This window comes from Kribbella sp. NBC_01510 (genome assembly GCF_045040325.1).
Lineage (GTDB): Bacteria > Actinomycetota > Actinomycetes > Propionibacteriales > Kribbellaceae > Kribbella.
This window is the reverse complement of record NZ_CP109418.1, coordinates 5,781,455-5,807,434: the sequence shown is the minus strand read 5'-3', so window position 1 is coordinate 5,807,434 and position 25,980 is coordinate 5,781,455. Positions and strand designations below refer to the sequence as shown.

Here is a 25,980-nt window from a genome sequence, read left to right as displayed (position 1 = left end):
GCTACCTCACTGCTTGAGCGACTGGGTGCACTTGGCGGCCAGCTGCGGCAGGATCTTGGCGACGTCGTCCTTGCCGGTACCGAGCGGGGTGTAGCTCGTCATGCCCTTCTCCGCGTCACCGGAGATCTGCGCCTCCTTGGCGACCGACGGGCCGACGATGCCGCTCTTCAGCGCGGTGGTGAACGCGGCCAGGTTGCGATCGGCCGGCAGCACCTTCTCGAGCGTCGGCGTCGACGCCGCGATGATCGGTACGCCGAGCGCCGTCTTGCCCTGGATCAGCTGGTCCTGAGCGACCTGCTGCGTGCTGGCGAACTCGACGAACTTCTTCGCTGTCTCGAGTTGCTTGCCGGACGCGTTCTTCGCGATCCCGAGCCCGTCCACCTCCATCGGGAATCCCTTGCCGGGCACCGGGACCAGGGTCCAGTTCGGCTTGCTGATCTTGGCGAAGTCGGCGACCGTCCAGGGACCGAAGTCGCTGAAGGTGGCCAGCCGTCCGGCCGCGAACCACTGCGCCTGGTCCTGGCCCTGGATGTCCACCGAGGTCGGCGCGGAGCGGTCCTTCTGCAGGTCGACGACGTACTGCGCGGTCTGCACGCCGGTCTCGTCGCCGAACGTGCACTCGGTCCCGTCGGCGTTGTAGTAGCCACCACCGGCGGCCGTCAGCCAGCCGCGGTACCAAAGGTTGCTCGAGCCGTAGACGCGCGCCTTGCCGTCGCCGTGCGACAGCTTCGCGGCGATCGTCTTGAACTCGTCCAGCGTCAGCGGGGTCGTTGCGCTAGGCAACGGCACGCCGGCCGCCCTGAACGCGTCGGTGTTGACCGCCATCACCTTGGGCTTCGCGGCGAACGGCATCGCGTAGTACTTGCCCTGGAACTGCAGCGCGGACGAGATGTTCGGCTGCACGTACTTGCCGGGGTCAACGGTCTGCTCGGCGAAGCTCGGCGCGAAGCCGGCCAGGCTGGTGTTGCTGATCTCCATCACGGTCGACTGGGTGCCGGCCGCGATCGATGTCTGCAGCTTCTGCTCGTAGTCGGCCTGGATCCAGTTCGTGGTCACCTTCGTGCCGGGGTTGGCCTTCTCGAAGGCCGCGGCGATCGCCTTGAGCGACGCGGCCTCGGAATTCGTTCCCCAGAAGGAGAAGCTGATGGTGGCGGAGTCCCCGGAGGTGTTGCCGGCGTTGTTGCCGGCGGGCTGGTTGCCGGTGGCGCAGCCTGCCGCCAGCAGGACGGCGGCGACCACAGGGATGAGGCGGTTGGGTTGCTTCATGAGGGGTCCTTCGGCTGGGTGCTGACCCGGGCGGTCCGACCGGGTTCGAGGATGCGGATGGTGCTTCCTGGGCCGACCGTCACCGTCAGCGGCCCCGGTCCGCTGTGCACGGTGACTTCGGTCGTGTGCCGGCCTTCCTGGCTGATCCGGAGATCCCAGCCGCCGACCCGGACGTGGTCGGCGGTCAGCCGGCCGATCTCGGCCGGCAGATGGGATTCGATGGTCAACGTCGCCGACGCCGCGTCCGGCCGCAGCCCGAGCAGTCCGGCGACGAGGTGCTCGACGACGGTGAAGGAGATCTCCGGGTAGTCGTCCCGGCTGTCGATGAGATGCTTCGTCCAGCGCCAGGCGGATTCGTCGCGACCGTGCTTGAAGAACACGGCCGGGAGGTAGCTGAACGACTCGATGTTCAACGGCGGGTGAGACTCCATCCGGGCTTCGATGTAGTCGAGGAGCCGCTCGTTGCGTTCCCCGGTGCCGCTGAGCCCGAACAGCGGGACCAGGTCGTGCGACTCCAGGCCCCACCCGTAGTCGAACCCGTCCTTGGTCCGCCCCCGAGCGAACTGGTCGCCGTTCCACCAGTCGTTCAGGTACGTCGCCTGGATCCGCTCGGCCTCGGCGTCCCGGCCGAGCTTGCGGAGTACGGCGTACTGGAGTGCCATGCCGTCGCCCGCGACGATGAGCGGCGCCTCCCGCTCGTTGTAGGTGGCGGTGCCGAGGAAGATGTCGCCGGTCCCACCTGCCTCGGGGACGCCGTCGCCGTCGGCGTCATGGGCCTCGATGAACTCGCCGACGCTGTGCCGGTAGTACGCCGCCAGGTCGGGGTCGTCGAGCCATCGGCGGTCGCCGGTCCAGTCGTACTGTTCCAGCGCCCGGAAGCTGAGGTCGAACACCGCGGGGATCTCCCGGACGAAGTGCTCGTCGTGGTGGTAGTCGAGCGCGGCGATCCGCCCGTCGAAGTGGAACGCCCAGATCGGGAACCACTTCCGGGCCGGCGTCGCCGAACGCGCGAAGTGCCGGAACATCGCGAAGTTCTCCGCGTCCAGCCCGAGCAGATGCGCACCGGTGGCCTGGTGGCAGACGTCGCGCGAGTAGAACATCGGCCGGGACGGATAGCCGGCCCAGTACGACGGCAGGTTGCCGGGCTCGGCGTCCGTCTGGACCCAGTCCAGCGCCCGCTTGCGAGCCCAGGCGAAGGCGTCCTCGACGAGCGGGTTGTCGGAGCTCACAGCCAGCACGGGCACTCCTCGATGAATCCGATATTAGCGCTAAAACTAGAGACCTGGACCAATTCGGTCAATACCTTCTGGCGATCTGGTTTTACCGCTATAGTCCCCAACGTGACGACTTTCGAGATCCGCTCGCCCGACGGCCGCACACACCGCACCGGCACGATCGACGGCACCGCCACGGTGACCGAGCGGCCGGCCGTCGAGCCGGGTGTGCTGCGGTACGACGTGGCCGTCGACGGCCCGGTGACGCTGCGGTGGACCTGGCCGGCCGAGACCGCGGTGACACTGTGGCGCGCCACGCAGGGCTCGCGTCGCGAGCTGCCGATCGACTGGGGTTCGCACCGCGATGTCCGGTCGGTCCGCTCCGCGCCGGTCGCGGCCCTCGTCGACGCACAGGACCGCAGCTTGTCGACAATCTCCTTGTCGGCAAGTGTCCGCGGCTGTGACTTCGCCGTCGGTGTGAACGAGGAGACCGCCGAGCAGCTGATCGAGCTCACCGTGGACGACGTCGAAGCCCGGCGCTTCACCCTGCGGATCGACCTTCGTGAGCTGCACTTCGCCGAGGCGCTCCGGGGCGTGACCGCGGAGTGGACTACCGAGCTCGGCGACCGGATCGCGCCCGTGCCGTCGGTGGCGCGGGAGGCGATGTACTCCACCTGGTACAGCGACCACCAGCACGTCTCCGCCGAGTCCGTCGAACGGCACGCCCGCGCGGGAGCGTCGTACGGCTGTACTGCGGTGATCGTCGACGACGGCTGGCAGACCGACGACACCGCCCGCGGGTACGCGTACTGCGGTGACTGGGAGCCGACCAGCCGGACGTTCCCCGACATGGCCTCGCACGTACGCCGGGTGCACGAGCTCGGATTGCGTTACGTGCTCTGGATCGCGCCGCCGCTGATCGGCGTGCACTCGAAGTCCTGGGATCGGTTGAAGGATCGCATTCTCGGCTTCGCGGACGGTGAGGTCACAGCGGTGCTGGATCCGCGCTACCCCGAGGTGCGCGAGCACCTCCTGGAGAGCTGCATCCGGCCGGTGCGGGACTGGGGTGCCGACGGGCTCAAGATCGACTTCATCGACTCGTGGGCATGGTCTTCCCCGCCGCGGGCGCCGGATGCCGATTGCACCTCCGTCGACGAGGGTGTCGAGTCGCTGCTGCAGGCGATCACCACCGAGTTGCGGAAGTTGCGGCCGGACGTGCTGATCGAGTTCCGGCAGGACTACGTGAACCCGCGGCTGTGGCAGTTCGGCACGTTCCTGCGCGCCGGGGACTGCGCGATGGACCCGGTGGAGAACCGGGTGCGCACGATCGACAGCCGCTTGCTGGCCGGGGATCGCGCGGTGCACTCGGACATGCTGATGTGGCACCCGTCGGCGTCCGCGGAGAACGTCGCGCAGCAGTTCATCGGTGCGATGTTCAGTACGCCGCAGGTGTCGATGGAGCTGGATGCGATGTCGCCCGAGCACGAGCGCGTGGTCCGGTACTGGCTCGGCTTTCTGAGTGATCACGCCGACGTGTTGCTGGACGGCGTACTGGTGCCTTCGCGGCCGGATGCTCGGTACACGCAGGTCCGGGCTGTCGGTGCGGAGACTGTGGTGGCCGTTTTCACCAACCCTGTGGTGCGGGTGACGGACACCGATCGGTCGATCGTGCTGGTGAACGGCGGTGCTTCGAGCCGGATCATCGTGGAAGATGCCGGACCTGGGCCGGTCGACCTCGTAGTGTCGGATTGCTCGGGCACGGAGGTGCATCGCGGGCGGACGACACCGCCGGAGGTGTGGGCGATCGACGTACCGATCGCCGGGGTGACCCGGATCGAACGGGTCTGACAGAGGGGGCTGGATTGACGCAACAGAAGCCGCGGCGGACGACCGTCGCGGATGTGGCCCGGCGGGCCGGGGTATCGGCGATGACGGTGTCGAACGTACTGAACGCGCCGCACCGGGTGGCCGAGCCGACGGTCCGGACCGTGCGCGCCGCGATCGAGGAGCTCGGGTACACCCCGAACCACGCGGCCCGGGCGTTGTCATCCGGCCGCAGCCAGGTGATCGGGTTGCCGCTCTACCTCGAGGACGACGCGTTCAGCGAGCAGAACCCGGGCCTGGGTGGGTTCCTGCACGGTCTGCTCGGTGGCCTGGTGAAGGCGGCAGCGGTGTCCGGGTACGGCGTGCACGTCACGACGCCGACCGAGGGGGCGACGGAGATCGCGCTGTACGAGAAGCTGATCGCCGCCCGGCAGGTCGACGCGATCGTCGTTCTGGAGACGATGCCGCGGGACGAGCGGATCGAGTTCCTCAGCCAGCGGCGGTTCCCGTTCGTCGCGTTCGGGCGGACCGGGCCGCAGCATCGGCAGTGCTGGGTCGACGTGGACAACGAGACCTCGATGGCGGGGATCGCGCAGCACCTGCGGTCGACCGGACGCTCGCGCGCGGTCTACCTGGCGACCGACAGCGCCTTGCCCTGGGTGCATCAGCGCCAGGCCGGGTTCCTACAGGAATTCCCGTCGGCGCTCGTGCGATCGTTCCGGTCGCTCGAGGCAGTCGCGTCGTACGTCGAGGAAGCCGATCAGCCGGATGTCTTCGTGGCGGACAACGACGCGTACGCCGTGGTCGCGATGCGGGCGTTGCAGCGGCGCGGGTTCACGGTCGGCGAGGATGTCGCGGTCACCGGGTTCAACGACTTCCCGTTCGCGAGCATGCTCGACACGCCACTGACAACAGCGCGGATCCCGTTGCGGGACATCGCATCGTGCCTGTTCGACCGCGCGCTCCAGGAGATCAGCGGCGACGTCGATCAGCCCGGCCGGCTGGTCACCGCTCCCCTGGTAGTCCGCTCGAGTGCCTGACGGGCGATCAGGAGTGTGGTCGCCGTACCGAGGATGCCGGCCGCGGCGATGGTGAGGTTCGGGGCGAGGAAGGTGCCGACGACGCCGGCCAGGGCGATGCTGACGCCTTGGATCGCCATCAGGCCACTGGTCTGGACGGTGAAGAGCCGGCCGCGGTACGACGGATCGACCGCCTGCAGGATGAGTGGGTCGACGCCCTGGTTGAACGCGTAACCTGCGCCCGAGACCGCGAGCAGGACGGCCGCGACCGGGATGGACGGGGTGAGGACGAAGGCGATCGCCGGGAGCTGCGTCATCAGCAGGAGTGGAACGACGAGCCGTCGCCGCGTGGAAGGGGGAAACCGCGCGGCGACGAACTCGCCGAGTACTGTGCCGGTCGCGTAACCGGTGAAGAGCGCACCGGCGGCCGCCGCGACCGTTCCGGCCTGGGCTGTGTAGGCGACCGCCAGACCGTCGGGGACCGAGGAGAACGCCGGCGCCACCCAGGTCAGCAGGATCAGACGGCGAAGCCGTTTGGTGGTGAACAGGTAGCGCAGCCCTGCCCAGGAGTCACGGACCGTATTGCGCCGACGCTCACCGGCCGGGGTGTACGGCGTACCCACGCCGATCAGCACGGCGGACGCGACGAACGACACCACGTCGAGCGCGAGCAACCAGGTGGGCCCGATCGCCGCCACCGCGACCGCCCCCAGCGCGAACCCGGTCAGCACCGTCACCTGACTGATTGCCCGAAGCAACGACCTCCCGATCGGGAACAGGTCACCGGGCAGCAGGTGCGCGAGACTCGCGGCCCGCGCGCCGGCGAAGACCGGCGCGATGATCCCGGTCGCCAGCAACAGCCCGAGCAGCGCCGCCACCGGAAGTCCGGGGATCAGCATGACGCCGATCCACAGCCCACTGAGCAGGTCACAGCCGACCAGCACCCGCCGTGCCGGGAACCGGTCCGCGATCGACGAGAGCAGGATTCCACCCAGCGCGTACGGCAGGAACGAACACACCAGCACCAGGGCCGAAAGCAACGGCGACCCGGTCCGCTCGAACACCAGAATCGACAACGCGACCTGGGCGGCCACCGTCCCGAGCATCGACACCGTGTGGGCGAGGAAGATGGCGGGCATGCCGGGAACGCGCAGGACGCCTCGATAGCCGGGGTTGGGTGTCACAACAGTCGCGCTCACGTCGCGAGCGTGCCCGACCGCGACGGCGCCGGCGTAGAGTTTTGGTTGTGACCGAAAGTTCGTTGCGATGACGGTACTGCGCTTCACCCAGGGCGACGCGTTGCGCTGCCGGTTCGGGGCGTCGCCGTTGTGGGAGACGATGTCGGCGGTGCGAGTGCTGAACGGCTCGAAGCATCAGCCGCTGTACGCGGGCTGGGTGGAGACGAAGCGCGGAGCCGCGGCCGGACTCGATCTTCGCGGCGTGAAGGCGTTGCAGCCCCGCGTCGGGTTCACGCCGGACTTCCTGACTCCACCGCCGAAGGCTTCGCGGGCCAAGTTCACGACCGAGATCGCCCGGGTCCGCAGTACGCCGCTCGAGCGGGTGCGGACCGAGCTGATCCGCTCACGCGACGAGCTCAGCAACCCCGCCGCACCGGCGATCAACCGGATGCTGCAGGACCTCGCCGGCACCCGGGAACGACTCGCGGACGAGATCGAGAGCGCGTGGATCACCTTGATCCAGCCCGACTGGCCACTCATCAGCCGCGTCCTCGAGGACGACATCGCGTACCGCGGTCAGCAGCTCACCGACGGCGGCTTGGCCGCGCTCTTCGACGACCTGCACCCGACGCTCACCTGGGAGGACGACCGCCTGATCGCCACCCGGTATCGCTCGGAAGACCGTGATCTCACCGGACAGGGCCTGCTCCTCGCCCCCGGCGTCTTCGCATGGCCCTACCTCGTCATCGTCGTCGACCCGAGCTACCAACCCACTCTGGTCTACCCAGCCCGCGGCGCAGCCCGTCTCTGGTCCGATGCACCCGCTCCCCCGGATCCCCTGGCCCGCCTCCTCGGCCGCACCCGCGCAACCCTCTTGGTCGCACTCGACCCACCGGCAACCACCAGCGCGCTCTCCACTCAATACGGATTGGCCTTGGCCACGGTCGCCGAACACCTCTCCGCCCTGTACGACGCGGGTCTCGCCACTCGGCGTCGTACGGGACATCAGGTGCACTATCGCCGTACGGAGGTCGGACAAGCCGTCATCGACGCCTCCGTCGGTTAACCAGGTTTCGGGGTCAGAATGCTGGGGTGAACAAGGAGCCGAAACCCGCTGCCGGACCGAGCAGTCGTCATACGCGGCGGTGGCCGGCGTCGCTGGCGGTGTTAGCGGTGCTGATCCTGCAACTGCTCGTGCCGACGCAGATCAATCTGCTGCCGCAATGGCTCATGCCCATCATCGGTGCGCTGCTCCTGCTGCCGCTGGTGTGGACGAACCCGTTCCACCTTCGCCGGGACGAGCCCTGGCTGCGCTGGGTGGAACTCGTGCTGGTCGCGATCCTGGTCCTCGTCAACGCGCTGTACCTGGCCGGCCTGATCGCCTTCCTCAACTCCGGCGAGGCGACCAACGGCAAAGTGCTGGTGAAGGGCGCTGTGGTGATCTGGGTGACGAACTTCGTCGCCTTCGCGGTCTGGTACTGGGAGATCGACCGCGGTGGCCCGTTCGCGCGGGCGCCCGAACACGAGCGCCAGATGGAGCGGGCGGACCTGCTGTTCCCGCAGATGACGGTCGACCTTCCCGGGTGGGAACACTGGCTGCCCGGGTTCACCGACTACCTGTTCGTCTCGTTCACGGCCGCGACCGCGTTCAGCCCGACCGACACGATGCCACTGAGCGCGCGGACGAAGACACTGATGGGGATCCAGTCGTCGATCGCGCTCCTCACCCTCGCGGTGATCGCGGCCCGCGCGATCAACGTCCTCTGAGATCTGTCTCGACAGGGATGTAATGGGCATGAGACTGTTATGCCCATGTACAGCACGAAGTCGGTGGGGTTGGGGTTCGCGGTGTTCTCCGCGATCACATTCGGTGGGTCGGGGCCGTTCGCCAAGGCCCTGATCGGGGCCGGTTTCACGCCTGAGCAGGCGGCCTGGTTACGCATCCTCGGCGCCGCCGCGCTGCTTGTCCCGCTCGTGCTGATCTTCCGTGGTGCGGCGGGACTCCGAGCGGCCCGATCGTCCTGGAAGTCCCTCGTGCTGTACGGGCTGACCGGGATCGCCGGGTGCCAGACCCTGTTCTTCATCGCGGCCAGCCGGTTGCCGGTAGGCGTCGCGCTGATGCTGGAGTTCTCCGGACCGGTGCTGGTGGTCGCGTGGCTGAAGTTCGGCCAGAAGGTCGCCGTACCGCGGTCCGCCGCACTCGGTGTCGGCATCGCGCTGATCGGTCTCGCCACGGTGGTCGAGATCTGGTCCGGGCTGCAGCTCGACGCGGTCGGCCTGCTCGCCGGACTCGGTGCGGCCGCGTGCCAGGCGACGTACTTCATCCTGATCGACAAGCTGACGGGTGCCGCGGATCCGCTGGTGATGACCGCGGCCGGGAGTGTGGTCGGTGCCGTGCTGCTGACCTTGATCTCCGCGCCCTGGGGCATCCCGTGGCACACGCTGGTCGACACCATCGCGATCGGCCACCGGCACGCTCCCGGTTGGGTGCTGGCCGGCTGGCTGATCGTGGTCAGCACGGTCGTCGCCTACCTGGCCGGTGCCGCCGCGATCCAGCGGCTGTCGGCCGCCATCGGCGGAGCAGTCGCGTACGTCGAGGTCGTCGCGGCGAGCATCTTCGCGCTGATCCTGCTCGGCGAGACGTTGAGCACCAACCAGATCATCGGCGGCGCGATCGTCCTGGTCGGGGCGTTCGTGGCCCAATCGTCGGTCGGGAAGGTCGTGCCTCCGGAGATCCCGGACTCCGATCCTGATTCCGACACCCCGGACCCCCGCACCGCCGACCTCGACCCGGCCCGCATCTGACCACCCGCCCCTCCTCCATTTGAGGGGTTATCAACTCGAGTTGCGCCTTCTCCCCTGGTGTACGGGCGGAGAAGGCACAGCGGGAGGGGATAACCGGGTCTCCTGCTCAATGTGTGAATGGTGGCCGGCGTGCCGCGTCCTCGGCGGAGGCCGGATCCGTTGACCTGAGACAGCTTGTGGTGGGCGGGGATCTGCAATGTCAGGTCCCCGCCCACCATGTCCTGTGTGAGGCCCCCGGGCGACGGCGGGATCAGTGCGACCTCGGACAGGTGCCAGGGACCGCGGACAGGGCACAACCTGTCCGACGACCCCAGCTGGTGTCCCAGGTCCCGCAGATCCGCACCGATCCCACCGTCAACCCCTCGAACCCGCCCCGGCTCTCGCTCCGCCGTGTCCCGCCCGGCTCCCGCTCCGCCGTGTCCCGCCCGGCTCCCGCTCCGCCCGGCTCCCGCTCCGCCCGTGCCCCACCCGGCTCCCGCTCCGCCCGTGCCTCACCCGGCTCCCGCTCCGCCGTGCCCCGCGGTGCGATCGGTTCGGTGCGGTCGCAGGCTGATGGGGGGCAACTGGAGGCTGGGACGTGCAAGGTCCATTAGGAGGTGTCGGCCCCAGCCCCGGCCGGGCCAGCCGATCTCAGGCGTGAACGCCTCGCCCGACCGGCACCCTGGACCGACACCACCTGTCGAGCTGCACACCGACCAGCCTGGCTCACCTCGCCCACACATCCAGCAGAACAGCCGGACAACCCCTCCAACTGTGCCTTCTCCCCTCGCACCCCCGGGGAGAAGGCACCGCTTCAGGGGATATCCGGATAACCCCTCAAATCACCCCACATCTCAAATCACCCACACATCGAGCGGAAGAGCCCTGAAATGGCGTTATCGCAGCGAGTCGACGAGCTCCCGGGGCAACCCGTGGGTCTCGTGCAGGTACTCGTAGTCGGTGTCGTCGAGGGACTTGTGGAACCGCTCGTGGCTGAGCACCTTGCGGCCGCGATCGAGCAGGTTGCTGAACCGGATCTCCTCGTCGATCAGGATCCGGCGGACGAGCGTGACCGTCTCGCCCTGGTGGAAGTGGTTCAGCGTGTGCTCGAACAGCTCCAGCGGCAGGTCCGACAGCGACCGGGACTCGTCGTCGCGCCACAGGATGGTCAGCACCCGGCGAATCAGTCGACGCAGCACGTAGCCACGGCCGGTGTTCGACGGGTGCACGCCGTCGCCGACGATCACGATGCTCGAGCGCAGGTGGTCGATGACGATCCGCTGCGACTCCTCGTCCAACTGCCACAGCTTCGGGACGATCCGCAGCCACGGCTCGAACAACGACGTCTCGTACACCGAGTCCTTGCCCTCCAGCAGCATGGTGAGCCGCTCGAGGCCGAGACCGGTGTCGATGTTCTGCTGCTGCAGCGGTTCGAGCGAGCCGTCGTCGAGCCGGCGGTAGCGCATCATCACGTGGTTCCACACCTCGACCCAGCGCTTGTCGGTGCTCGGCGTACCCTCCGGCTCGCCGTCACCGGTCCAGACGAACATCTCCGAGTCCGGGCCGCACGGACCGGTCGGGCCGTTCGACCACCAGTTGTCCTCGGTGGTCCGCTCGATCGGCACCCCCAGCTCCTGCCAGGTCGTGAGTGACTCCTCGTCCAGCGGCACCTGTTCGTCGCCGCCGAACACGGTCACGTACAGCTTCCCGGGGTCGATGCCGAAGCCGCCGGTCAGCAGCTCGTAGCCCCAGTGCAGCGTCTGGCTGCTCCCGTAGTCCCCGAGCGACCACGAGCCCAGCATCTCGAACACGGTCAGGTGGGTCGGATCCCCCACCTCGTCGAGATCGGTCGTGCGCAAGCATCGCTGGATGCCCACGAGTCTGCGCCCCAGGGGATGGGGTTCCCCTTCCAGGTACGGCGTCAGTGGATGCATCCCCGAGGTCGTGAAGAGCACCGGATCACCGAGCCGCGGGATGAGCGTGGAACCCGTCGTCGGGATGTGACCGCGGTCGAGGAAGAAGTCGATGAAAGTCCTGCTGATGGTCATGGTTCTGGTCCTTGTCTTTCACATGACCGGAAACCAGACCACCGGGCCTCAGAAACAACAAAACCGGCGAACCGTTTCCGGTCGCCGGTGGAGTTGGAAGATGTCAGGCAGCGGCAGCCGGAGAGCACGAAGCTCGTACGGCTGCGATAAGTCGGCCCATCTGCTGCATGTCGGCCAGGGTACACGATTCGCCGACCTAGATGTCCAGGAGTTTCCTGAGTTCTGTGCCGGTGTGGGGCCAGGTCCAGGCGTGTTGGACCCACTCGCGGCCGGCGGCGCCCATGGCTTGGGCCCGGGCGGGGTCGGTGAGGAGCTCGGCGATGCGTACGCCGGTGGGCGCGGGGTTGTAGGGGTCGACGAGGTAGCCGGTCTCGCCGTGGCGGACGGTGTCGGGGGCACCGCCGGAGTCGCCGACCACGACCGGCTTCCCGGTCGCCGACGCCTCCAGCGTGACGATCCCGAGTGCCTCCGGCTCGAGGCCGAACCGCAGGGTCCGGCACGGCATCGCGAACACATCCGCGGCATCGACGTACGGCGGAATGTCCGCCCACGGCACCGGCCCGGTGAACACCACCGACGCCCGCACCCCCACCGACGCCGCCAGCTCCTCGAGCCGTTCGCGATCAGGACCGCCGCCGACCAGGAGCAGGATCGCCGACGGTACGGCGGCCAGGACCCGCGGCCACGCGCGGATCAGCGTGTCCTGCCCCTTCCGCGGAATCAGCCGCGACACACACGCCACTACCGGCACACCCTCGAGGCCGAGACCCTTACGGACCTGCTCTCCCCCGCAACCCGGGAAGAAGCGATCCGTGTCGACCCCGGGCGTCAGCCGCCGCATCCGTCGTACGGCGGCCGGCGACAGTGCCGGCGCGATCTGAGCCTCGCACCACGACGACACCGTCGTCATCGTGTCCGCCGCGTCACCGATCCGCCGCAACGCCCACCGCGCACCTGGTACGCCGGCCCACCAGGTCTCGTGCCCGTGCGTCAACGCGACGATCCGCTTCGCCCCGGCCCGCCGCAGCGCCGGGCCCATCAGCCCGAGCGGCGCGGCCGCACCGAACAGCACCCGGTCCGCGTCGTACTCGCGCAGCAGCCGGACGGCGCGCTTCGTGATCCGGGCCGTCGGCAACAACATCGTCGTCCGGTCCCGAACCACCGGGAACGGAAGGCTCTCGTCGTACGCCGTATCGCCGGGCTCGTGCGACGTGTAGACGACAGGCTCGGGAAGCTCGTCGCACAAGGATCGGACGAACGTCTCGATCCCGCCCTGGCGCGGCGGGAAGTCGTTGGTGACGACGAGCACCGTCATCGCGGCACCAGCGGCGGGACAGGCGTGCCGTACTCGGACGCCCAGGCCCGGCCCATCGCGATCCGCTCCGGCGCGGTCGGGTGGGTGGCGAACAGCCAGTACCGCCAGCGGCTTGGGTCCAGCCCGGAGATGTTGGTCACGGCCAGGTCGTGCTGCATCGCGACGAAGTCCTTCGGGTCGTTCGTCAGGTGGAGCGAGTGGTAGTCGGCGCGGGCCTCGATCCGGCGGCTGACCAGGTTCTGCACCGGGGAGGCGAGCGTCGTACCGGCGACTATCAGCGCCAGCAGCAGTGCGGTCCGGCGCGGGTCGGCCATCCGGGCCCCGAGCAACAATCGCAGCAACGTCACCGCGAACGCCGCGCCCAGGACGCCGATGATCGTGCCGTGCAGTACGTCGTTCTCCGCGGCGTGACCCAGCTCGTGCGCGACCACGAGCCGGACCTGCGCGGGTGGCGTGTCCTTCAGCAGCGTGTCGTAGACGACCAGCCGACGGGTCGAACCGAAGCCGGAAACATAGGCGTTCACGGCGGTCGTGCGCTTCGACGCGTCCGCGACCAGCACGTCCTTGACCGGTACGCCGTCCTGCGCCGCCAGCTGCATGAACTGGTCACGCAAGGCGCCGGCCGGCATCGACGTGAAGTGGTTGAACCGCGGCTCGACCAGCACCGGATAGGCGAACGACACTCCGAGCACCAGCACCGCGGCAGCGATTGCCGCAGGCAACCACCACGCGCTGCGCCAGCGTTTGGCCAGGCCGATCAGGACGAGCGCGATCACCGCGAGTCCGAGCGACATCAGCAGCCAGTTGACGGCGCGGTCACGCGTCCACAACCCCCAGTCCTGCACCGACAGCCCGTACTTGCGGGTGATCCGCTCGGCCATCACATCAGTCGGAACCGTGATCAGGCTGGTGAGCAGTCCCAGTCCGAGGACGAGCAGCGGTACGGCGACGTACCAGCGCCGGATGCGGATGGCGTCGTACAGGCGAGGGCCGAGCGGGCTGAAGCCGATCGCGAGCGGGACCAGGATCGCGAGCACCCACGAGGTTGTTGACCACGGCAACAACTCGTGGCGGAACGCGTTCTGGCGGGCGATCTCCGCGGCGGTGAAGTCGAGGCTCGCGTCCGGTCTGGGCAGGTCGATCAGGTGCCAGGGCGTGGTGACGACGATCGTCAGGATCAGCGCCACTGCGAGGACGCCCGCGGCCGCACGTGGTGCCCACCGTGCGACCGGCTCAGACACCGGCGAGCCTCTTGAGGTACTGCTGCCATTCGGCGACGAACTCCGCCTCGGTCATCCCCAGCACCGACTTGAACGCGTCCGCCAGACCGCTCGTGGTCTTCGACGCGTGCACCGCCCGGTAGAACTTCACCAACTTGCTCTGCCCCTCCCGCTCGGAGATGAGCCGGCACGCGAGCCAGGCCGACTCGTACGCCTGGGGCAGCTCGGTCGCCGATGCCGCGAACGCCTCCGGCGCCGGGAGGGTGGCCGGCACCTTGCCGGCCCGGATCGCCTTGAACAGTTCCTTCGCCGCCGACTCGTCCTGCACGGGTACGGCGGTGAACGCGACGTAGTCGGCGAACCCCTCGGCCAGCCACAACGGCACCGGCGAGGCCGTCGCGGTCGAGGCGACGTGGGTGGTCTCGTGGGTCAGCACGATCCGGCGGCCCTGTTTACCGAGCTCCTCGAACAACTTCGGATTCGCCACGATCCGCACCGGGGCACCGGCCTCGGGCGTGTCCAGCTCGGCCATCGTGACGGCGGCGATCTGGGTGTACGTGTTGGGCTGGGCGCCGAGGACGGATTCCATCTGCGCCTGCTTGGCCGGCAGGTAGACGATCACCTTCTGCCGCCAGCCCTTGCCCCACACCTTGGTGACGGACTCGACCGCCTTGTCCGCGACGGACACGTAACTCTTCGCGTCCGCCTCCGAGCCGAGACTGATCACCAGGCTGTGGGCGCCCTTGGCCACATCGATCGGGCCGAGCGCCCAGATCGGCCGGCGCTGACCGGCCACGAACCGCTCCGAGAACGAGGCGGCGTACGTCGCTCCGTCACGCGTGACGAACGTGACCGGGAGGGTCTCCCGGGCCGGTTTGGCGTCGAACCCGGCGAGCTGCCAGGACACCTCGACCTGAGCCAGCCAGGCCTGACTGCCGCCGAGCTCGCTCTTGCGGTCCGGAGTGAGCGCGCCGGCGTCGTCGCTCACGTACCGTAACTGGAACGTGCCGATCGGCAGCGTGCTCAGGTTGGCGAAGATCGTCCGCGCACTGGCCCGGAACTCGGCGGCCTTCGGGTCGATGGTGTCCAGGAACTCGGTGCGGTTGTCGTTCTCGACCGCGTCGGTCATCTTCTGCAGCACGGCCTCGCCCGCGACGGCCCGCCGTACCCCTTCGGCGGCCTCGTCCGGGGTGCTGGAGGTCTGCGGTGGGTGCGTGCCAGAGGCGTTCGGGTCGGCCGGCGCGTCGGCGATCTGGCGGAGTCCGGCGTACCCGGCTCCGGCGACCAGGCAGACGGCCAGGCCGAGAGCGACCTTCTTCGCGATCGGGGCGAACGACGGCGGGATCCCGCGACCACGCAGCGCTGGGCCGTCCACAGCCGACGCCCGGTCATCACTTCGCTCCGGACGGTCACCGGCCGGAGGCACCGCCGGGAGAGGCACTGTGTCGCCCTGTTCGTCGATCACCTCGGCCCCTCGCTGCTCACCTGCCCCAGTCAGGCGGGACACTACGTGCCTCCTCCGACACTACGGCACTCGAATGATCGTGAAACGAATCGGCTCCGGGGGTCGTGCCCCCCGGAGCCGGTGAGTATGTCAAGGACGCAGGTCAGCCCGGGCGGACCGCGGTGTTGTAGGGCATCTCGTCCATCGGGGCGATCTCGACCGACTTGCCCGGACGCGGGGCGTGCACGATCCGGCCGTTGCCGATGTACATCGCGACGTGGCTGATCGGCGAGTAGTAGAAGATCAGGTCGCCCGGCATCAACTGGTCCTTGCTGACCCGGCGGCCCTCGCCGGCCTGCGCCTTCGACGAGTGCGACAGCGAGACACCGGCCTTGGCCCAGGCGTACATCATCAGGCCCGAGCAGTCGTAGGAGCTGGGACCGTCGGCACCCCAGACGTACGGGTCGCCGAGCTGCGACAGCGCGGCCGACACCGCGGTGCCGGCGCGGCCGCTGACCGGCACCGGCAGGTTGTCCATCCGGTCGCCGGAGCGGGTCGGCCGCTCCTTGCGTGCCTTCTCGGCCGCGTCGGCATTCTCCTGCGCGATCCGCTTCCGGTCGGAGTCGCTGAGCTTGTCGAGCACCTTCTGCGCGGCGTCGAGGTTGGTCTGGAGCTGCTTCTTCAGGGTGTCCTGCTGAGCCTGCACGGCCTGCAGCGCGGACAGTTCGGTCTGCTCACTGGCCTGCAGATCGGTCAGCTTGCCCTCGGCCTGCTGGTAGCGGCGCAGCGCGGTGTCCTGCTGGCCCGCGAAGGCCTGGGCGGTCGACGCCTGGCTGAGGAACTGGTCGGGGTTCGGCGACAGCAGCAACTGAGCCGTCGTCGACATCCCGGAGGTCTGGTACCCGGCGACCGCGAGGGATCCGATCTGCCGCTTCACCGTGTCGACCTGGCCCTGCTGCTTGGCGATGGCGGCCTTCAGGGCGTTCACCCGGGCGGTCGAGGCGCTGATCTGCCCACGCAGGTCGTTGGCCGACTCACCGGCGACCTCGGCCTTGTGCTGCAGTGCGGCGACCTGCGCCTTCGCCTGCGCCAGAGTGGGCTGCGGATCAGCGTCCGCGGCTCCCTGGATGAAGATCACGCCCGCGACGACGGCGGTGCTGGTGATGGCGGCGAGGGCGATTCCCTTGGTGCGGTTGATGCGTCCGGTGGACACAGCCCGGTCGGTCCCTTCCTCTGCTCGCGCCGTCCCCGTCAACCACGCCGGCTGTGGATATCTCACCCACAGGTGCCGACTGGTTACTCCCTCGGCTTACCGCTGCCCGGCCGGTCTGATCAACCGGCGCCCTGAGGCAACGAGACGTAACAGTAGTGACCGTTTCGTGACCAGTGCAATTCGCCCCTCGGGTTTGATCCAAAATTAACGCAGGATCATCCCGACCCAACGGCCGTTTCACCTTCACCTGCAGGGCTTTCGGCAGCAGTGTCGGGGTCGACACTGCTGACAGCGTGAACGAGGCGGAGCGGTGGCACCAGACCCGACTCGGCCAGGGCGTCCAGAGCGGCCTTCTCGTCGTCGTCGATCCGCAAGCTGCCGGACCGTCCGGCGGCGCCGGCCCGTTCGGTAGCGAAGCCGAGCACCACCGTGACCACGCAGTCCTGACAGCCCGGACCCTTCATCACGCACGCGTCGCAGTCGATCAGCACAACGTCCTCCAAAGTGGGGAAGCACCCGGACTTGCATCCGGCTGAGAAGGACGCTAGAGAAGGCCGCCGACAGTTTTCGTGGTCAGGCGCGAGCGATGCGTGCGATCAGACTGGCCGCGGAGAGTGAGCGGGCGCCGAGGTTGATGATGCTTTCGGCAACCTCGCGGTCGGTGGAGACGACGACGACCGGGCGCCCCGGGGGCTCGGCGCGGACCAGTTGCCGGATCACCTCATCGGCGATCACCCCGGCCGGGCTGAAGCGCACGCGCACACCACGGGGCGGATTCAGCTGCACCGGACCGGACAGCTCCGCACCGTCGAAGACGACTGTGACTTCGATCCTGCGTTGGGCGACCAACGCACCCAACGCCGTCACCAACCGCTGACGCTGCGAATGCAATGGTGAGTTGGGCCACGCGGTCTTCGTCACGTTGTAGCCGTCGATGATCAGATGCACCTGAGGCAACGACAACAGCTCGTCGAACAACGCCGGATCGTCCTCAGGCGCGGTCCGCCCGACCGGGGCGGCGTCAGGCTCTCTCCCGGCCACTGTGTCGGCCGGCCTGAGCTCTCCCCCGGGCGGCAACGCCAGTTCGCGCCGCAGTCCACTCGCTGCCTCGAGCACCGTGTCCAGCAGCAGGCGTGTCCGGGTCGACGCGAGTTCGCGTTCCTGTCCCGCCGTACGACGGGCCGCGTGTTCGACCGCTTCCAGTTCGGTGATGCGGGCGCGGAGTTTGCGCAGCTCACGCTCCACCTCGGCGCGGGCGGCGTCGACGCGCTCGTCGGCTGTCTCGGCTTGCGTCGTCCGGAGCTCGAGATCGCTCTGCAGTCCGCTGATGCGCTGACGCGCCTCGTTCAGTTTGCGGCGGAGCGTGACGTTCTCGGCCTTGAGCTCGTTGACCTGTTCACGAAGCCGTTCGCGGACCTGGCGGGTCTCGGTCCGGGCCTGATCGAGCTGGTCGGAGAGCCTGCTGACGACCTCGCCGTCGACCTGCGGCGTGTCGACCGGCACCTGGGCGGCCGCGGCGACGCGCTGCTCCCAGTCGTCCGGGCGGAGCAGGTAGGCCAGCGCCGCGACCTCGATCGGATCCGCGGTCGGAACGGGGATGCCCTCGGCCACGGCATCGCCGAGCTCCGGGTGCTCACGCCGTACCTGGAAGGCCGCGAGCCGGCGGAAGTGGTCGTCGGTCTCGAGGATGGGGCCGAGCACGGACGCCGACAATTTCGCGCGCCGGGCCGGCGCGAAACTGGCGAACCGCCGCAACGGGGCCGGGATGTCGGACGCGGGAAGCTGGCCGAGGGCGTGCGCGGCCAGAGTGAGAACCCGTTGCCGGACCGGCTCGGGCAAAGTCGTAGCGGCGGAGCTCGCGGCGGTGCCTGCCTCAGTCACCGGTCCGCAGTCCGGCCGGAATGCTGGCCTGGCTCAGCCAGTGATGCAGACCACAGCGGGCGGGCACGAAGCCCGGAATCGCGGTGATCGCCTGTGTACGCATACAGAGAGCCTAGTCGACTCCTGCGCGTGTCACCTGCGGAATTGTCGGTGGTGGCTCTTAGCGTCGTGGACATGACCAGCCCCGTGCGCGCGCCGGCTCCGGAACCGCTGATGCCGATCCGCGGTGTCCAGCCGAGTTTCGACGACCTGGGTACGCCGCTGCGCGACGTCACGTTCTGCGTCGTCGACCTGGAGACCACGGGCGGCGCGCCGGGTGAGTCGGGGATCACCGAGATCGGTGCGGTGAAGGTGCGGGCCGGTGAGCTGATCGGCGAGTTCCAGACGCTGGTGAACCCATCGGACCCGATCCCGCCGTTCATCGCCGTACTGACCGGCATCACCAACTCGATGGTTGCCTTGTCACCGCGGATCGAGTCTGTGCTGCCGGCCTTCCTCGAGTTCGCCCAGGGGTGCGTGATGGTGGCGCACAACGCGCCGTTCGACATGGGTTTCCTGAAGCACGAGAGCCTCGTGCACGGGTACGACTGGCCGGACTTCGCCGTCGTCGACACCGCGCTGCTGGCGCGCCGGGTGATCACGCCCGACGAGGCGCCGAACTGCAAACTCGGCACGCTGGCCAAGCTCTTCCGGACCACCACGACGCCGAACCACCGCGCCCTGTCGGATGCCCGTGCGACCGTCGACGTGCTGCATGGGCTGTTCGAACGCGTCGGCTCGCTCGGGGTGCAGACGCTGGAGGACCTGCAGACGTTCTCGTCCCGGGTCGCGCCGGCCGTGCGCGCGAAGCGGCACCTGGCCGAAACGTTGCCGCACGCACCGGGTGTGTATCTGTTCACCGACGATCGCGGCGAGGTGCTGTACGTCGGCAAGTCGAAGGACCTGCGGACCCGGGTCCGGTCGTACTTCACCGCCTCCGAGACCCGCAACCGGATCGGCGAGATGGTCGGCATCGCGACCGGCGTCCGCGGGATCGAGTGCGGGACGTCGCTCGAGGCCGAGATCCGCGAACTGCGGCTGATCGCGGAGCACAAGCCGCGGTACAACCGGCGGTCGAAGTTCCCGGAGCGGCAACACTGGCTGAAGGTCACCGTCGAACCGTTTCCCCGCTTGTCGCTGGTGAAACAGGTGCGCGACGACGACGCCGGGTACCTCGGCCCGTTCAGCTCGCGGAAGACGGCCGAGCGGGCGATGGCCGCGCTGCACGAGGCGTTCCCGATCCGGCAGTGCACCGCGCGGATGTCGCGGCACCCGCAGTTGTCGCCGTGCGTCCTGGCCGAGATGGGCCGCTGCGTGGCGCCGTGCGACGGACGCATCTCGATGGATTCGTACGGCGAGTTCGTGACGGCGCTGCGGATGGCGCTGACCGTGGATCCGACGCCCGTGGTCGAGGCGGTGGACCGGCGGATCGACGTACTGTCGGCAGACGAGCGGTTCGAGGATGCCGCCGTCCATCGGGATCGGCTGAGTGCTTTCGTGCGCAGCTCGGCGCGGATGCAGCGGATGGCGTCGGTGACCGGATGCGCCGAGATCTGCGCGGCCCGGCGGACCGACGACGGCGGCTGGGAGCTGCACGTGATCCGCCGCGGCCGGCTCGCGGCGGCCGGGATCAGCCCCCGCGGGACGGATCCGCGCAAGTACCTGGACATGCTCCGCGCGTCCGCCGAGACCGTGCTGCCCGGCATCGGCCCGGTCGCCTCGGCCTCGCCGGAGGAGATCGAGCTGGTCCTGCGCTGGCTCGATCAGCCCGGCATCCGCCTGGTCGAGATGGACGGCACCTGGACCTGCCCGGTCAGCGGCGCCGGCCGCCATCTCACCCGCCTCGACAACGCCCACTCCGACGTCCACCACCACCCGACCGAGCGCCGGCGCCACCTGCGCCCGCTCGGTCCGGCGCGGGTCGGCTAGGCCGTGTCTAAGCCTCGATGAACTGGTAGTCGGTGCGGATCCTGCCGTCGGGTGCGAGCAGGAGGAGATCGATGCCTACCGCAAGCACCTCTCCGCCGCCGGCCGGCACCATCTCCCAGCGCAGCTTCACCATGTCCTGCAAGGCCGCGGCCTCACCGTGCGGCCGGAACACGAACTGTCCTGGCGCGACGAACTCGTCGTACGCCCGTGTCACCCGCCGTACGAGTTCCTCGTGCCCGCGGGCCTCCAGCGTCGCGGTGACGCCGATCTCCTCGGCCCGCTTGACGATCTCCTCCGGCGGTTCGAGCAGATGCAGGCCGTCCTCGGTCCACAGCTCCTGGATTGCCTTCCGCCGGGTTTCCGTGTCGGGTTCGTTCCACACCGCGACGTACCGCTCGGCCAATTCCTGCGCGTCGGACAAGACATCCTCCTCGAGTCCGGGCGACCCTCGCCGCCCTGCCTCAGAGCTTGCCGAGAGCGCCGTACCTCGGACAATTCCCTGCTGGGTATGGATTGTCGGTGCGATGCGCTAAACAGAGAACATGTTGACCTCGCCGCACCCCTCCGACCTGTCGAACGGCCTCCGGCTGTGGCGGAACCGTCGGCGGGTGAGTCAACTGGAGCTCGCGCTCCGAGCCGGCACGACACAGCGCCACGTGAGCTTCATCGAGAGCGGCCGCTCGGTCCCCGGCCGCGACATGGTCATCCGCCTCGCCGAGTCGCTCCAGGTCCCGCTCCGTGACCGCAACGCGCTGCTCCTGGCCGGCGGCTACGCCCCGGCGTACGACGAGACGCCGTACGACGGACCGGGGCTCGGGGCGATCCGGACGGCGCTGACCGGGATCCTCGAGGGGCATCGACCGTACCCCGCGGTGGTCGTCGATCGACGCGGCGACCTGGTGCTGGCGAACCGTGCCTTCCACGCGCTGACGACGGGCGTCTCAGCCCACCTCCTCACGCCGCCCGTCAACATCCCCCGCCTCCTCCTGGACCCCTCCGGACTGGCCCCCCGCATCGTCAACTTCGCCCAATGGTCCTGGCACGTGATCGACGCCCTGACCCGCGAAGCCGCGCAGAACCCGACGCCCGAGTCCGACGCCCTGATCCAGGACCTGACCGCCCTGATCCCACCGCGCCCAGAGCCGGCGCCCGGGCACCTGGGCTTCGCGGTCCCGCTCTGTCTCCGCTCCGAGTACGGCGACCTGCGACTGATCACGACCCTCACCCGCTTCGGCACAGCGGTAGACGTCACGGTCGCCGAACTCCGCATGGAAGCGTTCCTCCCGGCAGACGATCAAACCACCAAGGCCCTCCGAGCCCTGGACCCCACCCACCCCGCCTGACCGGCTCGTCGTACCTCGGAGCGCGAGTTGGGGAGTGGTCCGCACTATGCTTCAGCGGGTTGGGGTGTGATTCGAGGAGAGGACGGCATGGTCACCGCGATCGTGTTCATCAAGGCCGACGTCGCACGGATCCCGGAGGTCGCCGAGCAGGTGGCGGCGATCGAGGGCGTCAGCGAGGTGTACTCCGTCACCGGCGGGCTCGACCTGATCGCGATGGTCCGGGTCGCCCACCACGACGACCTGGCCACCGTCATCCCGGACCGCGTGAACCGCGTGCCCGGTGTGCTCAGCACCGAGACGCACATCGCGTTCCGCGCGTACTCGACGCACGACCTGGATGCAGCCTTCAGCCTGGGCCAGGAGGACGGTGTCTGAGGGCTGGGAAACCACGGCCTCGCTGACACGACCTGAAGTTACGGTGAACGCATGAGCAACCCTCCCGAGGGCTGGTACCCGGACCCCACCGGCCAGCCGAACACCATCCGCTGGTGGAACGGGAAGCAATGGACCAACCGCACCCAGCAAGAAGACCTCGCCGCGACGGGCCCGGCAGACCCGAAGCCCGCCGAGCCCACTACGGCCACCGCCGAGCCCGTCAACGCACAGACCGGCTCCCCGCAGCAGCAGCCAGCCGTGGTCCGGCCCGGCCCGTGGCAGCAGTCCGACGGTGAGGCGCGGTCCGAGGGTTCGCAGGAGTCAGGCGACACCGCGGACTCGGGTTGGTGGCAACAACAAGCCACGTCCCAGCTATGGGCCAACGCCGAGCCAACCCAGTCGACTGGTGGGCCGCACCTGTCCGCGGTCGGACAGCCCGAGAACACCACCGGCCCAGCCGGCACCGACGCCGCCGCTGACGAGCATCCTGAAACTGACGAGGACGGCCTGACCCCGTTCGAACGCGCTCGCGCAACCTGGAACGCACCCGTCATCGCCCCCGCCCCACCCGAACACTGGACCCAACGCGAAGCCGTCCCCCTCGACGACCTCGCCGAGACAACCAGCCAAGACCAGCCGAAGTCCTGGACCCTGAAACTCGCCCCACCCCCCGTCGACCACGACCCAACCGACACACCAGCCGCTGAGCCCACCCCCAACGCAACCGGCACCGCCGCAGCCAAAGCAGCCGACGCAAGCGACGCGGTCGCCGGAGACAACGGACCCAGCGAAGGCAACGCAGCCACAGGACCCGCCGCAGCCGGCGGAACCGCCGCAGATGGCCTCACCGCAGTTGGCGGCACTGCCGCACGCAATGGTCTCACCGCGGTTGGAGGCACGGCGGCCAAGGCCGGACCTGCTGTCGGCGGCGCGGACACCTCCGACGGGGCGAGCGCAGAGTCGGCGGCACACGGCTGGTCAGACGCGAGCTGGACCGGCGCCCCGAACGCGGGCCAGCAGCCGCAGCAGGCCTCACAGCCCGACGGCCAGCAACCGTGGGCCGCGCAGCACGACGCCGACGAGCCCACGCAGATCCAGCCCACCTGGGGCGCACAGCACGATCCGCAGACCTCGCAGCCGACAGACCACACCCAGCCATGGGGACCTGACGAAGGAAGCGACGACCCCACCCAGGTGCAGCCAGCCTGGAACACCCAACCCGACCAGGACCACCAGACCTGGGCCGCGCAGCAGACCAACCAACCAAATGGTTGGAGCGCCCAACAGTCCGGCGAGGACACCGACCGGGCACAGCGCTGGGGCGCCCAGGAGACTGGCCAGCCCAACCAGTCCCAGGGCTGGAACGCGCAACCGACCGGCGAAGGCACCCGCCAGACCGAGGGCTGGAGCACGCAGGAGGGCGCCGAGCAGGCCGGTCAAAGTCAGGGCTGGGCCGCAGAGCAGAACGGCGTAGGCGCGGGCGATGCTCCGGCGTGGGGCGCGCAGCAGACCGGTGGGCAAGACGAAGGCTGGGGCACGCAGGAAGCCGGACAGCAGGCTGGCCAAGCGCAGAGTTGGGGCGCCGAGCAAACCGGTTATGACGACCAGGGCCAAGCCCGGGGAGCGCAGCCGACCGGCGATGACGCCGCCCAAGGCCAGCCGTGGGGAGCTCAGCAGAGCGGCGAGAGTGAGCAGGGCCAGGCATGGACAGCTCAGCAAAACGAGGCGCAGGGCAACCAAGCGCAGGGCTGGGGAGCTCAGCAGAGCGCGCAGGGTGAGCAGGGCCAGGGCTGGGGAGCTCAGCAGAGCGTGGTGCAGGGCGACCAGGCGCAAGGGTGGGCGGCTCAGCAGGGTGGGGATGGCTCGGGGCAGGCTGGTGATTGGGCGCATGAGCAGGCTGGGACCGACCCGTGGCAGCCGACTTCGGATGGCGGCGGCTGGGGTGTGGGTGACCAAGGCGGCCAGGGGGCTGGTGCGCCGTGGGGTGGAGACGAACAGCAGGCAACTGGCAACGGTCAGAATGCGCAGCAGACGGGCGAGGCTTGGAGTGCGCAGCAGGCGAGCGGCGAGTCCTGGGGTATCGGCCAGCAAGACAACGGCCAAAGCTCCGGCGGCGAGACGGAGGCTTGGGGTGCGCAGCAGGCCAGCAATGAGAACTGGGGTAGTAGCCAGCCCAGCAACGACCAGTGGTCGGCCGGCGGGGAGTCCTGGGGTGGCGGACCGAACGGCGGCCTAGGCTCGGGTGGCGGGCAGGCGGGTGCTGCGGCTTGGGGTGGGCAGCAGGGCGGTGGTGAGGGTTGGGGTGGCAAGCAGATTGGCAGCCTGAACTCGGGCAGTCAGCAGCAGGCGGCGTGGAGTGGTGAGCAGCAGAACGGGGCTGCGGCGTGGGGGGCGCAGCAGGCGGTTGGTGGTGGGCAGCAGAGCGGGGCTGCGGCTTGGGGGGCGCAGCAGGCGGTTGGTGGGCAGGAGACTGCTCCTCGGGCTTGGGGGGAAGAGGATGAGGCCTGGGGTGGCGGGCAGCAGGAGCTGAGCTCGGGTGGGGCTGGGCGTGGGGGGAAGCGGGAGAAGAAGGGCAAGGGGGATGGTGGCGGGCCTTCGGGGATGAAGGTGCCGTTGATCATCGGCGCGGCGGTTGCGCTGGTGATGTTGGTGAGTGCGGCGGTGTTTCTGATCGTCAACCCGGGCGGCGACAAGAAGGCAGGACCGGACACCACCGGTACGCCGACCGCACAGCCGACCGGCAGTCAGCCGACGAACGAGAGCAGCACCAAGCCAGGGCAGTCGAAGAACCCGAAGCTGCACGAAGGCGCGCGCATCTCGTCCGACGCGATCTCGTTCCCCCGTCGTACGCCGCCGTGGTCGGACCGCAAGCGGTTGGTGCCGCAGTTGCTCGACTCCAGCGGGCAGTACGTCGTACTGCAGGAGAAGTTCGACGGCACGAACGACTGGTACGCCGACATCTTCGTCGGCGCGCTGGGGACCGGCTCGGGCTTCAACGGCGACCCGAAAGCGACCGCGGCGGCGCTGTCGATCCAGCTGCGGACCTCCATGTACGGGGACATTCCGGTGACGTTCAAGACGGTGGCCAACGGTGCGGTGAAGCGTTCGGACAAGTCGGGCTGGTTCTTCCAGCAGACGGTGACCGCGAAGTCGGCCAAGGTGACCGCTCGAGTGCTTACCCTGACTGTGGCCGTTTTCGACCTCGGTGACGGCACTGCAGTCGCGTACATCAGCGACATCCCCAACACCCGGCCGGATCTGAGGGCGGCCGAGAGTCAGGCCTACAAGGGAATCAACGTTGGCTGAGAACGAAAACCAGACCCCACAACCGCCCCAGCGGCCGCCCGCCCGCCACAGTGCGCCCGCACATGGCTCCGGCGACACCCCGCAGTACGGCGACCAACCACAGGCCCACGCGCCGACCCCGCCCCCCGCGGACCCGTCGGCTCGAGGCCTCGTGCCACCCTCCGGCGATCCACTAGCCGGCACACCCCAAGCCCCACCCATACCAAACTCGCACTCGGCGGTGTCGGGGCAGTCCGCGGTGTCGGGGCAGTCCGCAGTGTCCGGGCGGTCTGCGGTGTCCGGGCGGTCTGCGGTGTCTGCGCAGTCCGGGGCTGATGCGTTGGGTGGCGGGTCGTCCGATCCGTTGTTCGGGCAGTCGCCCGCGCCGGCGCCGCCGCCACCTCCCCCGCCGGCAGAGTCCGCCCGCGGCGGGCAGGCGCCTGTCGGTATGCCGCAGCCCACACAGCAGCGGGGTCCGCAGCAGCCTTACCAGCAGCGCCCCGGGCAGCAACCTCCAGCGGCGCGACAACACTCGGCCCCGCAACACGCGGCACCTCAGCAGCCGCCTGCCCAGCAACACTGGACCCAGCAACAGCCTTGGCC

Annotated in this window: 20 protein-coding genes; 9 read left to right on the top strand and 11 right to left on the bottom strand. The window is 69.2% G+C overall.

All coding sequences use genetic code 11. The features are described 5' to 3' along the window. Positions 1-6: 6 nt before the first annotated feature. Both OG558_RS28925 and OG558_RS28920 read right to left on the bottom strand, forming a co-directional pair. A complete protein-coding gene (locus OG558_RS28925; protein ID WP_405065815.1) occupies positions 7-1,266 on the bottom strand; it encodes an extracellular solute-binding protein in 1,260 nt (419 codons plus the stop codon). Further along, on the bottom strand, positions 1,263-2,504 hold the full coding sequence (locus OG558_RS28920; protein ID WP_405065814.1) for a hypothetical protein: 1,242 nt from the start codon (positions 2,502-2,504) through the stop codon (positions 1,263-1,265). The genes OG558_RS28925 and OG558_RS28920 overlap by 4 nt, the downstream gene beginning before the upstream one ends. A gap of 102 nt (positions 2,505-2,606) precedes the next feature. Here OG558_RS28920 and OG558_RS28915 point away from each other — a divergent pair, with 102 nt between their 5' ends. Beyond that, entirely contained in the window at positions 2,607-4,328 is a 1,722-nt protein-coding gene (locus OG558_RS28915; RefSeq protein WP_405065813.1) for a glycoside hydrolase family 36 protein, read from the top strand. A gap of 14 nt (positions 4,329-4,342) precedes the next feature. Next, entirely contained in the window at positions 4,343-5,344 is a 1,002-nt protein-coding gene (locus tag OG558_RS28910) for a LacI family DNA-binding transcriptional regulator (protein WP_405065812.1), read from the top strand. Here OG558_RS28910 and OG558_RS28905 read toward each other — a convergent pair. Then, a complete protein-coding gene (locus OG558_RS28905; protein ID WP_405065811.1) occupies positions 5,293-6,522 on the bottom strand; it encodes an MFS transporter in 1,230 nt (409 codons plus the stop codon). The genes OG558_RS28910 and OG558_RS28905 overlap by 52 nt on opposite strands. A gap of 67 nt (positions 6,523-6,589) precedes the next feature. Between OG558_RS28905 and OG558_RS28900 the strand changes: the two genes are divergently transcribed. Genes OG558_RS28900 through OG558_RS28890 form a run of 3 tightly spaced genes read left to right on the top strand, consistent with a single transcriptional unit; the run spans position 6,590 to position 9,306 of the window. Then, complete coding sequence (locus OG558_RS28900; RefSeq protein WP_405065810.1) at positions 6,590-7,567, top strand: DUF5937 family protein; 978 nt, start codon at positions 6,590-6,592, stop codon at positions 7,565-7,567. Between the two features lie 26 nt (positions 7,568-7,593). Then, complete coding sequence (locus OG558_RS28895; protein ID WP_405065809.1) at positions 7,594-8,268, top strand: hypothetical protein; 675 nt, start codon at positions 7,594-7,596, stop codon at positions 8,266-8,268. 45 nt (positions 8,269-8,313) lie between these two features. Then, positions 8,314-9,306: an EamA family transporter gene (locus OG558_RS28890; protein ID WP_405065808.1), complete on the top strand. Its 993-nt coding sequence runs from the start codon at positions 8,314-8,316 to the stop codon at positions 9,304-9,306. 875 nt (positions 9,307-10,181) lie between these two features. On the opposite strand, the gene OG558_RS28885 is transcribed toward OG558_RS28890, so the two are convergent. The 7 genes from OG558_RS28885 to OG558_RS28855 form a co-directional block, all read right to left on the bottom strand. Continuing rightward, complete coding sequence (locus OG558_RS28885) at positions 10,182-11,333, bottom strand: alanine--tRNA ligase-related protein (RefSeq protein ID WP_405065807.1); 1,152 nt, start codon at positions 11,331-11,333, stop codon at positions 10,182-10,184. 196 nt (positions 11,334-11,529) lie between these two features. Then, positions 11,530-12,648 (bottom strand): glycosyltransferase family 4 protein, encoded by a 1,119-nt coding sequence (locus OG558_RS28880; protein ID WP_405065806.1) that lies wholly within the window; start codon positions 12,646-12,648, stop codon positions 11,530-11,532. Beyond that, positions 12,645-13,889, bottom strand: coding sequence for a M48 family metallopeptidase (locus OG558_RS28875; RefSeq protein WP_405065805.1), 1,245 nt, complete (start codon positions 13,887-13,889; stop codon positions 12,645-12,647). The genes OG558_RS28880 and OG558_RS28875 overlap by 4 nt, the downstream gene beginning before the upstream one ends. Then, entirely contained in the window at positions 13,882-15,333 is a 1,452-nt protein-coding gene (locus OG558_RS28870) for a hypothetical protein (RefSeq protein WP_405065804.1), read from the bottom strand. The genes OG558_RS28875 and OG558_RS28870 overlap by 8 nt, the downstream gene beginning before the upstream one ends. Positions 15,334-15,475: 142 nt before the next feature. After that, on the bottom strand, positions 15,476-16,525 hold the full coding sequence (locus OG558_RS28865; protein WP_329475749.1) for an NlpC/P60 family protein: 1,050 nt from the start codon (positions 16,523-16,525) through the stop codon (positions 15,476-15,478). A 215-nt stretch (positions 16,526-16,740) separates the two neighbouring features. Continuing rightward, positions 16,741-17,016, bottom strand: a complete 276-nt coding sequence (locus tag OG558_RS28860; RefSeq protein ID WP_329475748.1) for a hypothetical protein — start codon at positions 17,014-17,016, stop codon at positions 16,741-16,743. An 82-nt stretch (positions 17,017-17,098) separates the two neighbouring features. Then, positions 17,099-18,406, bottom strand: a complete 1,308-nt coding sequence (locus OG558_RS28855; protein ID WP_405065803.1) for an NYN domain-containing protein — start codon at positions 18,404-18,406, stop codon at positions 17,099-17,101. A 174-nt stretch (positions 18,407-18,580) separates the two neighbouring features. On the opposite strand from OG558_RS28855, the gene OG558_RS28850 reads away from it, so the two are divergent. Next, positions 18,581-20,374: a DEDD exonuclease domain-containing protein gene (locus OG558_RS28850; protein WP_329475746.1), complete on the top strand. Its 1,794-nt coding sequence runs from the start codon at positions 18,581-18,583 to the stop codon at positions 20,372-20,374. 7 nt (positions 20,375-20,381) lie between these two features. On the opposite strand, the gene OG558_RS28845 is transcribed toward OG558_RS28850, so the two are convergent. Beyond that, positions 20,382-20,795 (bottom strand): hypothetical protein, encoded by a 414-nt coding sequence (locus OG558_RS28845; RefSeq protein ID WP_329475745.1) that lies wholly within the window; start codon positions 20,793-20,795, stop codon positions 20,382-20,384. Positions 20,796-20,916: 121 nt separating this feature from the next. On the opposite strand from OG558_RS28845, the gene OG558_RS28840 reads away from it, so the two are divergent. From OG558_RS28840 to OG558_RS28830, 3 genes are all read left to right on the top strand, one after another. Continuing rightward, positions 20,917-21,717 (top strand): helix-turn-helix domain-containing protein, encoded by an 801-nt coding sequence (locus OG558_RS28840; RefSeq protein ID WP_405065802.1) that lies wholly within the window; start codon positions 20,917-20,919, stop codon positions 21,715-21,717. An 87-nt stretch (positions 21,718-21,804) separates the two neighbouring features. Then, complete coding sequence (locus OG558_RS28835) at positions 21,805-22,092, top strand: Lrp/AsnC family transcriptional regulator (RefSeq protein ID WP_405065801.1); 288 nt, start codon at positions 21,805-21,807, stop codon at positions 22,090-22,092. Between the two features lie 51 nt (positions 22,093-22,143). Next, on the top strand, positions 22,144-25,398 hold the full coding sequence (locus OG558_RS28830) for a hypothetical protein (protein WP_405065800.1): 3,255 nt from the start codon (positions 22,144-22,146) through the stop codon (positions 25,396-25,398). Positions 25,399-25,980: the final 582 nt, after the last annotated feature.

Coding starts and splice junctions, on each gene's coding strand:
- OG558_RS28925 (WP_405065815.1), bottom strand. CDS start 1,266: ATGAAGCAACCCAACCGCCTCATCCCTGTGGTCGCCGCCGTCCTGCTG.
- OG558_RS28900 (WP_405065810.1), top strand. CDS start 6,590: ATGACGGTACTGCGCTTCACCCAGGGCGACGCGTTGCGCTGCCGGTTC.
- OG558_RS28890 (WP_405065808.1), top strand. CDS start 8,314: ATGTACAGCACGAAGTCGGTGGGGTTGGGGTTCGCGGTGTTCTCCGCG.
- OG558_RS28885 (WP_405065807.1), bottom strand. CDS start 11,333: ATGACCATCAGCAGGACTTTCATCGACTTCTTCCTCGACCGCGGTCAC.
- OG558_RS28880 (WP_405065806.1), bottom strand. CDS start 12,648: ATGACGGTGCTCGTCGTCACCAACGACTTCCCGCCGCGCCAGGGCGGG.
- OG558_RS28850 (WP_329475746.1), top strand. CDS start 18,581: ATGACCAGCCCCGTGCGCGCGCCGGCTCCGGAACCGCTGATGCCGATC.
- OG558_RS28840 (WP_405065802.1), top strand. CDS start 20,917: ATGTTGACCTCGCCGCACCCCTCCGACCTGTCGAACGGCCTCCGGCTG.
- OG558_RS28835 (WP_405065801.1), top strand. CDS start 21,805: ATGGTCACCGCGATCGTGTTCATCAAGGCCGACGTCGCACGGATCCCG.
- OG558_RS28830 (WP_405065800.1), top strand. CDS start 22,144: ATGAGCAACCCTCCCGAGGGCTGGTACCCGGACCCCACCGGCCAGCCG.